This window comes from Zwartia lucis, assembly GCF_965234455.1.
GTDB classification, from domain to species: domain Bacteria; phylum Pseudomonadota; class Gammaproteobacteria; order Burkholderiales; family Burkholderiaceae_B; genus Zwartia; species Zwartia lucis.
On the sequence record NZ_OZ248473.1, the window covers coordinates 115564 to 128241 of the forward strand.

Here is a 12678-nt window from a genome sequence, read left to right on the forward strand (position 1 = left end):
TTTACTTATTATCCACTTTAAATGACTTTTTAATTCTCCGCCAAGGCGAGGTTGTGCGATTGGGTGCCAAGCTTTAAGCTAAGGTAACCCTTTTTTTCTGCGAGCCCCCCATGAGTCGTCAACAAGCCATTGATTTAGCCACTGCCTACTTTGATCAGGGACAGTTTCAGTCCACCCTCGAGCGCCGGGTCGCCATTCCAACGGAAAGTCAGGAGCCAGGAAAAATTCCAGTGCTGACCTCCTATCTCACTGAAGAGCTGTCGCCTCTGTTGGTGAAGCTTGGCTTCGCTTGCAAAATCGTACCGAATCCCATTGAGGGCGGCGCACCCTTTTTAGTCGCGAGTCGTACTGAGCCCGAGGCAAACTTTACGGTGCTGACCTACGGGCATGGTGACGTGGTGCGCGGCTATGCACCGCAATGGAACGAAGGGCTGACTCCTTGGACCTTGAGTATTCGCGGTGACCGCTGGTATGGACGTGGCACGGCAGATAACAAGGGTCAGCACACCATCAACCTCGCCGCGCTCGAGCAAGTCATCACCGCGCGTCAGGGCAAGCTGGGCTACAACGTGACTTTACTGATCGAAATGGGTGAGGAAATGGGTTCGCCTGGTTTGCGTGAAATGTGCGCGCTACACGGTGATTTGCTCAAGGCCGATTTATTTCTCGCTTCGGATGGTCCGCGTGTCTCTGCCTCGCGCCCAACACTGTTCCTCGGTTCCCGTGGCGCCTTCAATTTTGAATTACGCTTGAATGTGCGTGAGGGTGCTCACCACTCCGGCAACTGGGGCGGTTTGCTGAAAAACCCGGGGATCCGTCTGGCGCATGCGATCGCCTCGATGGTCGATCCAAAAGGTCGGATTTTGGTGCCAAAATTGTTGCCTAGTTCCCTGCCAGACAATGTCCGTCGTGCTTTGGCCAATATCCAAGTTGGGGGTGGCCCAAATGACCCAGAGATCGATCCTGATTGGGCTGAGCCTGGTCTGACGCCGACTGAACGTGTTTTTGCCTGGAATACGTTTGAAACCTTGGCCTTTAAAACGGGTAATCCCGACGCCCCTGTCAATGCGATCCCAGGTTATGCCGTCGCCTTCTGTCAGTTGCGTTACGTCGTAGGCAGTGACAACGCAAACTTTTTGAAGCACATCCGTGACCACCTTGATGCGCATGGTTTTACCGATGTCGAGGCCAAGCCTAGTCGTGGCGAAGCAGCCGAAGCTACACGCCTCGATCCTGATAACGCTTGGGTGAAAATGGCTGCGGCTTCTATCACCCAGACCACGGGCAAAGAAGTTGATGTGCTGCCAAACCTTGGTGGTACTTTGCCAAACGATGCGTTTTCGAAAATACTGGCGCTCCCAACTGTCTGGGTACCGCATTCCTATGCGGCTTGTTCGCAGCACGCTCCGAACGAACACATGCTCGGTTCGGTGGCGCGTGAGTCCTTGCAGTTGATGGCAGGCTTGTTTTGGGATCTGGGTGACAAGGGCGCCAAGATCGCAGCGTGAGAGGTTATCGCAATCGCACCGCAGGTTTCAATCTATCAGGAGTTGTAAAAAATGAGCACACAGTTTGATTTGCTGATTAAAAATGCCCTCGTGATCGACGGCACTGGTGCAGACCGCTTTAAGGGCGATATCGGCATTAATGGTGACCGCATCGCCAAAATTGGTGATCTTGCGGGTTGCACAGGTAAGCAGGAAATCGATTTAAAGGGGCAAGTTGCCGCACCAGGTTTTATCGATGCGCATACCCATGATGATCGTATGATGCTGTCGAGTCCCGAGATGACGCCAAAGGTCAGCCAAGGTGTGACCACGATCATCGGGGGTAATTGCGGTGTTTCATTGGCGCCAATGCCTCGTCCTATTCCAGATCCCGTGACGCCGCCCCTTAACTTGCTCGATGATGAAGGGCATTGGTTTAAATATCGCAGCTTTACTGAATATCTGGACGCGTTACGCGCCGAACCTACAACGACGAATCGCGCGATGCTCGTGGGCCATACGACCTTGCGTGTCGCGACCATGGATGATTTAGAAAAGCCCGCGACGCCCGCTCAAATCGATCAAATGCGAGAGCTTGTGGTCGAAGCCATGCAGGCCGGCGCAATCGGTGTCTCGACAGGTTTGTTTTACGAGCCTGCGGTCGCGGCACCGACCGAGGAAGTCATCGAGATTTGTCGTCCTTTGAAAGAATATAACGGCTTGTATTGCACGCATATGCGCGATGAAGCCGACGGTGTGATGGACTCCCTCGAAGAGACCTTTCGCATCGGTCGCGAAGTCGGTGTGCCGGTGGTGATTTCTCACCACAAAGTCATTGGCGCTAAAAATTATGGACGCTCGGATGAGACGCTTGAGTTCATTCGCAAGAGCATGGCCAAACAGCCGATTTGTCTGGACTGTTATCCCTATGCGGCAGGTTCGACCGTCTTGTCGATGAGCCGTGCCGAGAACTCCGCGCGCGTCATCGTCACGTGGTCGAAAACTTTACCTGAATACGCAGGACAGGATCTCGACAAGATCGCCGAAAAAATGGGTGTGACGCTAGCCGAAGCGGTCGAGCGACTCTTGCCTGCCGGTGCGATTTATTTCCGTATGGACGAGGGCGATGTCCAGAAAATTATGCAGTTCGGTCCCACCATGATTGGTTCGGATGGTCTGCCACACGATACTTCGCCGCATCCGCGCTTGTGGTCAACGTTTCCTCGTGTGCTCGGTCACTACCGACGCGGTCTGGGTTTGTTCACGCTTGAAACAGCAGTACACAAGATGACGGGTCTGACAGCCGTGAACTTTGGCTTGACGGATCGCGGGGTCTTGAAAGAAGGCGCCTTCGCAGACTTGACCTTGTTTAACGAAGAAACTGTCGACGAAGTCGCGACGTATGACAACCCGATTGCCATGGCGCGCGGGATCAATACGGTGATTGTCAATGGTGCGGTGGTGTGGGATCAGGGCAAGGCCACTGGAGCAAGACCCGGTCGTGTGCTATCTCGCCCAGTTATTTAAAACACTCTAGGACACCACGCATGACCACGCTGCTGCCAACACTCGATCAAGCTCAACTTGCCAGGGCGATCAGCTTACTCGACGAGGAGTGGTTGCAGCATGATCCTGATCTTGGTCCTGTAATGCCCTTGGTGCTCGGCCGAGGTGTCGGACAGGATTGGCACAAAGCCGGCACTTTTCGGCATCACTTGATTGGCGTGACGCGAACGTTGACCTTGTGGCAGCAGCCTAAACATGTGCGTCAGCTTGGGCTCTTGCACAGCGTGTATGGAAACGCGCACGTCGATCTCATGAAGTTCGATCCAAAAAGCGAACGGGGTCGCTTGCAAGAAGCGGTCGGTGAGGATGCTGAGCGACTGATCTATTTGTTTTGTGTGATGTCGCGTACCGAATTTTTGGGTGAGTTATTTAAAGGTAATCTCAAGGCAGATGGTAGTCTGACCATCACGCTTCACGGCGCGCCTTTTGTGTTGCCCGCCCGCGATGTCGCGGCTTTCATTGTCGTGAGCATGGCCGATATTTGCGAGCAATGGTATAGCTGGCAAGATGATATCTACATGGGTTATCCGGACTACAAGCCACAACCTGCTCAACAACACTGGGCAGCCGCCTTGTGGCCGGGTCCGATGCGACCCACGACATATCGCTGGGGACAGATTTCACGCTTAGGCAATTTTCTTCAACAGCCTGAGTTAAAAAATCAGTTACCACAGCCTCCCGTATTTGATCATGGCAGACAAGTGATGGCACCTGGTGACGAAGCGGCGGCTGCGGCTTTGTATTGGTCGGTGATGCAACAAAGCCAACCACTGATGTCTCCAACTGCGACGGCGGCGGTACTCGAGCAGGCGATTAAACTCAATCCTTGGGTCGCTGAGCCCTATATGGTGTTGTCACAACTCCATATGACTGAGCGCAACTTTGATTTGGGTCGTCAGTATGCCGAAGCGGGCGTGCAAACCGCAGCTTGCTGGGGCAACTCTTGGGATAAACGTATTGGCTGGGATGGCTGGATGTCTTGGGGCAGGGTGTTGTTGCAATCAGCTCAAAAGCTTCAGTGGCCTGAGACGCTCAATAAGCTCAATAACGTGGCGTTGACGCCGGAGCTGTAGTGAATTTGTCTAGCTGGCATTAAAGCTCAACGATTTGCGCAGAGCCATTCATAATGGGTTTGCATAAAATTTTGTAGCCATCACTATCAAAGCCGGGCGCAGTCAGGTGTAAGGACCGCGCTTGTTCTATGGTCGGGACACTGCCCAGATAAAACCAGTTTTTGACGACATGAATTTGTATTTCGTCGTCCAAGCGTTCGATCAGTCCTATCGCGCCTGAGTAGGGCCAACAGATCACGCGACTTTGCGACAAACTCTCCAACAGTCGCGCGCGATGTGCAGTGAGAGTTTCTTGACCATGACAGGCGCCGGCGCAGCGCTTGAGCATCGCGCGAAAACAGGGTCGATCTCCAGAGAGTTTTTCTAGTCCGAGCACACTCAAGCAAAGTTGTTTCTCATCCGCGATGTTCTTCAGTGCTGCGATCGCGGCGTGTCGACTCGCATACAAACCATATAGATCAGACGTATTTGAAAAATCGATTTTATTGGAGTAAACCACCTCAGGTTGATCGCCTTGAACTCTGAGCGAACACATTTGACGTGTGCGACGTAACTTTTGATTAAAGAGAGGCTGTTGTTCTTTGATCAATCTGGCTTCGAGCAGGAGCGCGCCGATTTCACCCGTCGTACGAAGATAGGTAATTTTTTCCGTCTGTTTCAACATGCGGGCTTCATCGGCAGTGCGCAGATGCGACATGACGCGCGCGCGGATGTTGATACTTTTTCCGATATACAAGGGCAGATCACCCATGGCACCATGAAAAATATAAACACCCGGTGTTGTTGGTAAGTCCTCAATACTCTCACGTAAGTGAGTAGGATATTCGTAGTCAAGCGTGGTATCAAAGCTTGCGCGCCGCGTCACACGTTTCATGATGCGGCGTGCATCTAGGCGGACACGTAGCTCAGCGCCAGCGCCTCTGCGACACGAATGCCATCGACACCTGCGGATAGAATACCGCCGGCATAGCCTGCACCCTCTCCCGCGGGATAGAGGCCTTTGACGTTGAGGCTTTGGAAGTCTGTGCCGCGCGTCATACGCAGTGGGGACGAGGTCCGGGTTTCAACGCCGGTCAATATTGCATCGTGCATCGAAAAGCCTTTGATTTGCTTTTCAAACGCGGGAATGGCTTCGCGGATCGCGTCGATGGCATAGGCAGGAAGGCTAGTCGCTAAATCGGTCAGATGAACGCCAGGCTTATAGGACGGGATCACACTACCGAGTTCAGTGGAGGCGCGACCCATTAAAAAATCACCAACAAGTTGGCCTGGAGCTTCGTAGTTGCTACCACCCAAGATATAGGCGTGGGATTCGATTTGCCGTTGAAAGTCGAGACCTGCGAGAGGCCCGCCGGGATAGTCCGCGGGCGTGATACCCACCACAATACCCGCATTGGCATTGCGCTCATTGCGCGAGTATTGACTCATGCCATTGGTGACGACACGATTGGTTTCGGAAGTCGCTGCGACGACGGTGCCGCCGGGGCACATACAAAAGCTGTAGACGGCGCGACCATTGTTGGCGTGATGCACGAGTTTGTAGTCCGCAGCACCGATCAGCTTGTTGCCTGCATTGGGGCCGAGCCTTGCTCGATCAATCAATGATTGAGGATGTTCGATGCGAAAACCCACTGAGAACGGTTTGGCTTCCATGAAGACACCGGCGTCGTGGAGGACTTTAAAGGTGTCGCGGGCACTGTGTCCGAGGGCGACGATCACATGGTCAGCGGCAAGCGTTTCACCGCTTTCAAGCTGGACCGCCCGAATCTGCTGATGCGCGATCTCAAACCCCACCACTTTTTGGGAAAAGCGAATTTCGCCACCCAACGCGATAATTTCTTCGCGCATTTTTTCAACCACACCAACCAGGCGAAAGGTGCCGATATGCGGCTTGGCGACGTAGAGAATTTCTTCGGGAGCGCCTGCTTTGACAAACTCCCGGATGACTTTACGACCATAAAACTTTGGATCTTTGATCTGACTGTAAAGCTTGCCATCTGAGAACGTGCCCGCACCACCTTCACCGAATTGCACGTTTGACTCAGGATTCAAAATATTTTTTCGCCAGAGTTTCCAGGTGTCCTGAGTGCGTTCACGGACGGCTTTACCGCGTTCTAACACAATGGGTTTTAACCCCATCTGCGCCAATAATAAGGCGGCAAAGATCCCGCATGGGCCAAAACCGATCACGACGGGTCTGGGCCGAGTTCGTTGTGTGTCTCGCTCTACGCGTGCGACGAATTTGTAATCGGTGTCGGGTGTTGGGCTGATGTGCGGATCACCGCGAAATTTTTTTAACAGTACCTCTGGCACTGTGACCTTGGCATCAATCGTATAAATAAAGGTGAGGGCATTTTTTTTACGTGCGTCGTAGCTACGTTTAAAAATATCAAACGATAATAATTGTTCGGTCGTGATGCCGAGCCGTTCGATCACCGCGGCACGCAAGGCGTCTTCGGTGTGTTCGAGCGGAAGGCGGAGTTCGGTAATGTGAATCATAAAATATCGTCGGTGTGCTGCCCAAGCTTGGGGCTGGTCGCCATCGTATCAGGACTCAAAAAATGCGGGCTCAATGGGGTCGGCAGCGCGGATAGTACCTCACCATGACTGGTTTTTAGTTGTCGCTTAAAGACACCACGCTCTTGAAAGTGTTTGTCTTGTGTCGCTTGTTCGAGCGATACGATTTCAGCGACACAGACATCCTGGCCCTCAAAGAGAGCCATCCAGTGCGCGGCGGGGTGTGCTGCAAGGATGCGAGCGATGCTGGCTTTGACAAGGGCGGGTTGCTCGAGGTGAGTGAGCTCGGATGCCCCGATGAGCTCTAGAAAACGTCGCCAAAACTTGTCCTCTAGGGGCGCCGCTGACAGGTATCGATGATCGGAGGTTTGGTAGATCTGATAGCGTGGGCTACCGCCCGTTAAAAGTTCGTCACCCGCTTTGGGCCACTGGTTTGCGGCCCAGCCATGCCCAAGACCCCAATACATGAGCGGAAATAAGTTGTCGGCCATCGAGACATCCAAATGACAACCTTGCCCGGTGAGGTCACGCTGTCGTAAACCCAGCAAAATATTCATCACCGCTGGGTAGGCGCCCGCGGCGAGGTCCGCGACCAATACCGGCGGGACTTGGGGGGCGCCGTCCGCGCCAGCACCGAGTCCGACCATACCGGTTTTGGCTTGATAGTTCATATCATGGGCTGCGATTTGAGCATAAGGGCCTGTTTGACCAAAACCGGTGATCGAACAATAGACAAGCTTCGGATTCAAGGCGTGTACCTGCTCAAAGCCAAGGCCTAGGCGATCCATCACGCCCGGACGGAATTGCTCGACAATGACGTCCGCTTCGCGGATCAGCGCTTCTATTTTTTCGCGCGTGCTTGGATCCTTGAGGTTGGCGATAATGGATTTTTTGCCACGATTGAGCAAAGAAAAGTTGACGCTATCCTCGCCGAGCTTAGGTAGGTAGGCACGCATATCGTCGCCCTCGGAGCGTTCGATTTTGATGACGTCGGCACCGGCATCGGCCAAAATCAAGGTGCACATGGGACCAGGCAGCAGCGTGCTGAAATCAAGAATTTTTACGCCTTTGAGGGGTTGCATCGTGCACGGACCTGATTAGAGTTGGACAGAGACTGAGCCAATGCCGTCAAATTGGGCGACGACAAGATCCCCCGCTTGCGCGGCAGGTACGCCCGACCAACTGCCTGTGGTCACCACGGCACCGGCAGGTAGGGTTTGGCCACCAGATGTCGCATGCTGAACCCATGCTGGGATCACCCAGCGCGGATCCTGCATCGAGTGTGTGCCCACAAACTCCAGAGGTGCTTGCTCGCCAATTTTGACGGTACAGCGTTGTTTGGACCAGTCACGGCGTGCTTCTTGTTCGCCATAAGGTTGCCATTGTCCGATGACCAAGACACCGTGTGACTGCATGTCCGCGAGTTTGAGTAAAGCCTCGGTATCGATACCCTGTTGCCAACGGGAGTCGACCACCTCAATTGTGACCGTAAAAGCTTCGATCAATGCGTGACCTTGCTCTTGTGTCATGGCGCTTGCTTGCGCAGGCGTGACGGCATGCTTTGTTTTGAACCCGATCTCAATTTCGATCAGGCGAAGGTTGAACGGGTGGGCGCCCGCCTGAGCGGGACTTTTCAACATCCCTGTGTCTAACAGCGCCGTATTTAAAATCTCGGCGGTTCGAGAAGGACCGCCAGACTTCCAGTGCCGAGAAATCGGTGTCTGTTGAGGGGCCAACGCAGCGAGGATGATGTCTTGAACGGCCAGGGCCTCAGAGACGCTGTGCAATTGGCCTGCAAAAGGGCTGGCATCGGCCGGAGTCTGCGTGCGGCGAGCTGTCAGCAGGGTTTGAGCAATTACGTCGATCTGTGGGTTTGTCATGAAAATTCACTTAAGAGTTGGTTATGAAGGATAATCCAGAACTTCCCGTTACTTACTTTACTCACGTTACTCCCGTTATGACGCCTTTGCGTCAGACCGAACTTTAAGACGACTTATGGCCCTGCGCGCGACAATTTACAAAGCTGAGCTCAATGTGGCGGATTCGGACCGTCATTATTACGAGAGCCATGCCCTCACGTTGGCCCGTCATCCCTCTGAAACTGACGAAAGGATGATGGTACGCCTCTTGGCGTTCGCCTTGAATGCCCATGAGGATCTGGTCTTTACCAAAGGGATCAGCGATGCGGATGAGCCGGATCTCTGGCAAAAAGACCTCACCGGCGCCATCGATCTCTGGATCGAGGTGGGTCAGCCAGACGAACGTCGCATTTTAAAGGCCTGCGGACGCGCCACCAAAGTGGTGATTTATTGCTACGGCGGACACACCAGCAAAATCTGGTGGGACTCTGTTCAAAATAAGCTCGCCCGCACGCGAAATCTCAACGTGGTTTGTTTGCCCGCAGAGCAAACGAAAGAACTCGCGAACTGGGCTGAGCGCACAATGACGGTACACGTCAATATCCAGGATAGCGAGCTCTTTGTTTCTTCGGAAAAAGGCCAGATCACGCTTGAGCAGCAGATCTGGCGCTAACCCTACACACCCATCTGGGTAGCGAGATCCCGTATGTCCTTGGCCACGATATCAAAGTCATGGGCCGCGACTAGATTGGTTTTCTGCTCTGGACCGTGCTCGGTCGGACGTGGCCAAAACGCGGTCTTGAGTCCGACATTGCGGGCCGCAAGCAGGTCATCGTTGTGGGCGGCACACATCATCACCTCGCCGGGTTCAAGTTGCAGCGCCGCACAGACACCCAGATAGGATTGTGGCTGAGGTTTATAACAATGAAACACCTCGGTGGACAGATTCAAGTCCCAGGGTAAACCTGTGTATTTGGCGATGTCGGTCAGCAAGGAAATATTGCCGTTCGACAGCGGCGCGATGATGTATTTGCTTTTGAGACGCGTCAGACCACCCACCGCATCGGGCCAGCCGTCGAGTCTGTGCCAGACTTTGTTGACATACACGCGCTGGGCTTCGGTCATCGCATCAAAACCAAATTCCTTGATGAGGACTTCGAGTGATTCGCGATGTAAAACATCGAGAATCGTCCAAGGTCGCTTGCCGCTTCGTACGGCTTCCATCGAGGGCTGGTACATGCCACGCCATTTGACGGCAAAGGCTGTCCAGTCGGCTTGAAAGCCATTTTCCTGACCCCAGCGGGTCAAATCTCGGGTGATGCTGCCGCGCCAATCGACCACGGAGCCGAACGTGTCGAACACCATGGCTTTGACAGTGGTTGTGAGTGAGGACATCGTCTGTGCTCCCTGGCTTACATGACAGCGGACAAGCCGCCATCCAGATTCACGCTACTACCCGTGACGTAGCTGCCGCCCTCGGAGGCCAAAAAGGTCACGACATTGGCGACCTCTTCGGCGCGGCCGACACGTCCCAGCGGAATGGTTTTACCCATGGTTTCGTACATTTGTTCGACAGGGATACCGGCTTTTTCGGCTTTGCGCTCGTGCTGTCCGGCGCGGATCAAGCCGATACAGACACTATTGACCAAGATATTGTGGGGGGCGAATTCTTTTGACAGGGCTTTGGTCATCGCCAGACCCGCTGCACGCGTGACCGTCGTGGGCATAGATTTTTCTTTGGGCTGTTTGGCGCCGATATTGGTCACGTTGATGATGCGACCCCAGTTGTTTTTTTTCATCTCTGGAATGGCCAGGCGGGTCAAACGGATCGCGGCGAATAGTTTCAAATCAAAGTCGGCCTGCCATTTTTCATCCGTGACGGACTCAAACTCGCCTGTCGCGGAGGTGCCGGCGTTGTTAATCAAAATATCTAGGCGTCCGTGGGCTTTTAAAACCTCTTGTATGAGACGTGTGCATTCAGCGTCTTGTGAGACGTCGGCCGCAATCGCGGTGACCTTGCCGCCGGCGGCACGAATCTGCGCTGCGACTTCGTCAAGCAGGGCCTGACCGCGGGCCGCGATGACAACCGTGGCGCCTTCTTCGGCAAATTTCATGGCGACGGCTTTACCGATGCCCTGTGAACCACCTGTCACCAAGGCGACGCGATTTTTAAGTTGTAAGTCCATGTGATGTCTCCGAACTGAGGTACTCGAAATCTAGGTGATCGAGTTGTTGTTAAGTGGAAATAAATATAAAAAACGAATTAAACTTTTTCAGCGTTTTCAGCGGCGATCTGGCGCAGCGCTTGCTCAAAGGCCTCGGGCGGTTGAGCACCCTGTAGCAGATACTGATCGTTGATAATGATCGAGGGCACAGAGTGAATGCCCATGCTAGTGTATTTTTGCTGTTGCGCGCGGACTTCTACCTTGAATTCCTGGCTGTTCAAAATAGCTTTCGCACGCATGGCGTCAAGTCCCGCGCGTTCAACGGCAGCGATCAGGTTGTTATGGTCGTCGAGATCAACGGCCAACGTAAAATAAGTGATCAGGAGTTCGCGTTTAAGACGATGCTGCGCAGCGGGACCGTGCTCGAGGCCCGCCCAGTAGAGCAGACGATGCGCATCAAAGGTGTTGTAGACGTGCTTGCGACCTTCGGGATGAAAGGGGTAGCCGACTGCAGCGGCCCGAGCCTTGATGTCTTGCTGGGTCGCACGCACCTGGGCTTCGGTTTTGCCATATTTTTGTGTCAGGTGCTCAAACACCTCCTGACCACCAGGCGGCATCTGCGGGTTGAGTTCGAACGGTTGGAAATGAACCTCCACCGGAATCGCCTCGCCAATATTTTTTAAAGCAATCTCTAGTCCACCAAGGCCTACAGCACACCAGGGGCAAGCGATATCCGAGACGTAATCGATTTTGATGGCCATGTGTGTTCCTGTGGACGAAGACGGTTCTAAAAAGAGTGCAAGACTTAGATTCTGACATCGAATCATTGTAAACATATACTAAGGGTTCAAAAGACAAAGAGGCCAGAGTACGGATTTCTGGTCGGACTCAAAAATATGGGAGACGAGAAAGAGATGGCTAAGTACCAAATTGCAACGATTGAAGGCGATGGCATCGGTCCTGAGGTGTGTAGCGCAACGGTGAAGGTGCTCCAGGAGGCTCTGGGGTCGGGCGTCATGGACTTTAATCAGTTTCCCGGAGGCGCTTCGCATTTCGTAAAGTCTGGGTTTGTATTGCCAGAGGAAACGTACTCGGCCTGCCAGACCTCGCATGCCATGTTGCATGGTGCGGCGGGCTTGCCCGAGGTGACCTATCCTGATGGAACCGAGGTGGGTAATGATCTGCATTTGCAGTTGCGTTTCAAACTAGATCTATACGCCAATGTACGGCCTATTCGTCTGTATCAAGGCGATTTTTCGCCTCTCAAAAATCGTCAGGCGGGCGATATTGACTATATCATCGTGCGCGAAAACACGGAGGGACTGTATGCCAGTCGCGGTGCGGGTGTTTTGCTTCGCGGAGAAGTCGCGACAGATACCTTGGTTTTGACGCGCAAAGGCGTCGAGCGCATCGCTAAGTTTGCTTTTGAACTCTCTCGCAAGCGTGGTGGGGCGCCTTCGGATCACAAACGCCGCATGACGGTGTGCGACAAAGCCAATATTTTGCGCAGCTATGCGTTTTTCAGAGCGATTTGCGACGAAGTGGCGCAGAGCTATCCTGACGTGGCGATCGATTATTCCTATGTGGACGCGATCACGGTGCATTTGGTGAAGCGCCCGGAGTTTTACGACGTGATTGTTGCGGAGAACATGTTCGGAGATATTATTTCCGACCTAGGTGCCGCCACAGTAGGGGGGATGGGGATCGCGCCGTCGGGCGAGTTGGGCGATCACCATGGTTTGTTCCAAGGTGCACACGGCTCGGCCCCTGATATCGCAGGTCAAAATATCGCGAGCCCCTTGGCCACGGTGCTCTCAGGATCTTTTATGTTGCGTTGGTTAGGCGATCGTCATCAAGACGCGAATTTGACCGAGGCTGCGGGTCGAATCGAGCGCGCGGTGGAGTTAACATTGTCTCAAGGCAAAGTGATCCCACGAGACCTTGGTGGTCTGGCCTCTTGTACGGACGTCACGCAAGCGATTTGCCGCAATTTATAATAAATATTATTTAG

Annotated in this window: 12 protein-coding genes; 5 read left to right on the top strand and 7 right to left on the bottom strand. The window is 53.6% G+C overall.

Annotation, left to right across the window (positions count from 1 at the left end):
- Nucleotides 1–110 precede the first annotated feature (110 nt).
- From AC8GE9_RS06970 to AC8GE9_RS06980, 3 genes are read left to right on the top strand one after another with little or no spacing between them, the layout of a single operon-like run.
- Entirely contained in the window at nucleotides 111–1508 is a 1398-nt protein-coding gene (locus AC8GE9_RS06970) for a M20 family metallopeptidase (protein ID WP_506676440.1), read from the top strand.
- Between the two features lie 51 nt (nucleotides 1509–1559).
- Entirely contained in the window at nucleotides 1560–3014 is a 1455-nt protein-coding gene (locus AC8GE9_RS06975; protein WP_506676441.1) for an N-acyl-D-amino-acid deacylase family protein, read from the top strand.
- Nucleotides 3015–3034: 20 nt separating this feature from the next.
- Nucleotides 3035–4126, top strand: coding sequence for a DUF6817 domain-containing protein (locus tag AC8GE9_RS06980; protein WP_506676442.1), 1092 nt, complete (start codon nucleotides 3035–3037; stop codon nucleotides 4124–4126).
- 19 nt (nucleotides 4127–4145) lie between these two features.
- On the opposite strand, the gene cho is transcribed toward AC8GE9_RS06980, so the two are convergent.
- Genes cho through AC8GE9_RS07000 form a run of 4 tightly spaced genes read right to left on the bottom strand, consistent with a single transcriptional unit; the run spans nucleotide 4146 to nucleotide 8523 of the window.
- Entirely contained in the window at nucleotides 4146–5000 is an 855-nt protein-coding gene (gene cho / locus AC8GE9_RS06985; RefSeq protein WP_506676443.1) for an excinuclease Cho, read from the bottom strand.
- A gap of 14 nt (nucleotides 5001–5014) precedes the next feature.
- Nucleotides 5015–6625 carry an NAD(P)/FAD-dependent oxidoreductase gene (locus AC8GE9_RS06990; protein WP_506676444.1) on the bottom strand — a complete coding sequence of 537 codons (1611 nt, stop codon included), beginning with the start codon at nucleotides 6623–6625 and terminating at the stop codon, nucleotides 5015–5017.
- On the bottom strand, nucleotides 6622–7725 hold the full coding sequence (locus AC8GE9_RS06995) for a CaiB/BaiF CoA transferase family protein (RefSeq protein WP_506676445.1): 1104 nt from the start codon (nucleotides 7723–7725) through the stop codon (nucleotides 6622–6624). The genes AC8GE9_RS06990 and AC8GE9_RS06995 overlap by 4 nt, the downstream gene beginning before the upstream one ends.
- Nucleotides 7726–7740: 15 nt before the next feature.
- Entirely contained in the window at nucleotides 7741–8523 is a 783-nt protein-coding gene (locus AC8GE9_RS07000; protein ID WP_506676446.1) for a fumarylacetoacetate hydrolase family protein, read from the bottom strand.
- Nucleotides 8524–8638: 115 nt separating this feature from the next.
- Between AC8GE9_RS07000 and AC8GE9_RS07005 the strand changes: the two genes are divergently transcribed.
- Nucleotides 8639–9175: a YaeQ family protein gene (locus AC8GE9_RS07005; protein ID WP_506676447.1), complete on the top strand. Its 537-nt coding sequence runs from the start codon at nucleotides 8639–8641 to the stop codon at nucleotides 9173–9175.
- Nucleotides 9176–9177: 2 nt separating this feature from the next.
- Here the strand turns inward: AC8GE9_RS07005 and AC8GE9_RS07010 are convergent, their stop codons facing one another.
- From AC8GE9_RS07010 to AC8GE9_RS07020, 3 genes are all read right to left on the bottom strand, one after another.
- A complete protein-coding gene (locus tag AC8GE9_RS07010) occupies nucleotides 9178–9897 on the bottom strand; it encodes a haloacid dehalogenase type II (protein ID WP_506676448.1) in 720 nt (239 codons plus the stop codon).
- A 17-nt stretch (nucleotides 9898–9914) separates the two neighbouring features.
- Nucleotides 9915–10688 (bottom strand): SDR family NAD(P)-dependent oxidoreductase, encoded by a 774-nt coding sequence (locus AC8GE9_RS07015; RefSeq protein WP_506676449.1) that lies wholly within the window; start codon nucleotides 10686–10688, stop codon nucleotides 9915–9917.
- Between the two features lie 77 nt (nucleotides 10689–10765).
- The gene (locus AC8GE9_RS07020) at nucleotides 10766–11428 is read right to left on the bottom strand and encodes a DsbA family oxidoreductase (protein ID WP_506676450.1); all 663 of its coding nucleotides are present in this window, start codon (nucleotides 11426–11428) and stop codon (nucleotides 10766–10768) included.
- Between the two features lie 153 nt (nucleotides 11429–11581).
- On the opposite strand from AC8GE9_RS07020, the gene AC8GE9_RS07025 reads away from it, so the two are divergent.
- Nucleotides 11582–12664: an isocitrate/isopropylmalate dehydrogenase family protein gene (locus tag AC8GE9_RS07025; protein ID WP_506676451.1), complete on the top strand. Its 1083-nt coding sequence runs from the start codon at nucleotides 11582–11584 to the stop codon at nucleotides 12662–12664.
- The last annotated feature ends 14 nt before the right edge of the window (nucleotides 12665–12678 follow it).

Excerpts from the sequence above, each read along its gene's own strand:
- cho (WP_506676443.1), bottom strand. The coding sequence starts at position 5,000 with ATGAAACGTGTGACGCGGCGCGCAAGCTTTGATACCACGCTTGACTAC.
- AC8GE9_RS07015 (WP_506676449.1), bottom strand. The coding sequence starts at position 10,688 with ATGGACTTACAACTTAAAAATCGCGTCGCCTTGGTGACAGGTGGTTCA.
- AC8GE9_RS07005 (WP_506676447.1), top strand. The coding sequence starts at position 8,639 with ATGGCCCTGCGCGCGACAATTTACAAAGCTGAGCTCAATGTGGCGGAT.
- AC8GE9_RS06995 (WP_506676445.1), bottom strand. The coding sequence starts at position 7,725 with ATGCAACCCCTCAAAGGCGTAAAAATTCTTGATTTCAGCACGCTGCTG.
- AC8GE9_RS06990 (WP_506676444.1), bottom strand. The coding sequence starts at position 6,625 with ATGATTCACATTACCGAACTCCGCCTTCCGCTCGAACACACCGAAGAC.
- AC8GE9_RS07010 (WP_506676448.1), bottom strand. The coding sequence starts at position 9,897 with ATGTCCTCACTCACAACCACTGTCAAAGCCATGGTGTTCGACACGTTC.
- AC8GE9_RS07020 (WP_506676450.1), bottom strand. The coding sequence starts at position 11,428 with ATGGCCATCAAAATCGATTACGTCTCGGATATCGCTTGCCCCTGGTGT.
- AC8GE9_RS06970 (WP_506676440.1), top strand. The coding sequence starts at position 111 with ATGAGTCGTCAACAAGCCATTGATTTAGCCACTGCCTACTTTGATCAG.
- AC8GE9_RS07025 (WP_506676451.1), top strand. The coding sequence starts at position 11,582 with ATGGCTAAGTACCAAATTGCAACGATTGAAGGCGATGGCATCGGTCCT.
- AC8GE9_RS07000 (WP_506676446.1), bottom strand. The coding sequence starts at position 8,523 with ATGACAAACCCACAGATCGACGTAATTGCTCAAACCCTGCTGACAGCT.
- AC8GE9_RS06980 (WP_506676442.1), top strand. The coding sequence starts at position 3,035 with ATGACCACGCTGCTGCCAACACTCGATCAAGCTCAACTTGCCAGGGCG.
- AC8GE9_RS06975 (WP_506676441.1), top strand. The coding sequence starts at position 1,560 with ATGAGCACACAGTTTGATTTGCTGATTAAAAATGCCCTCGTGATCGAC.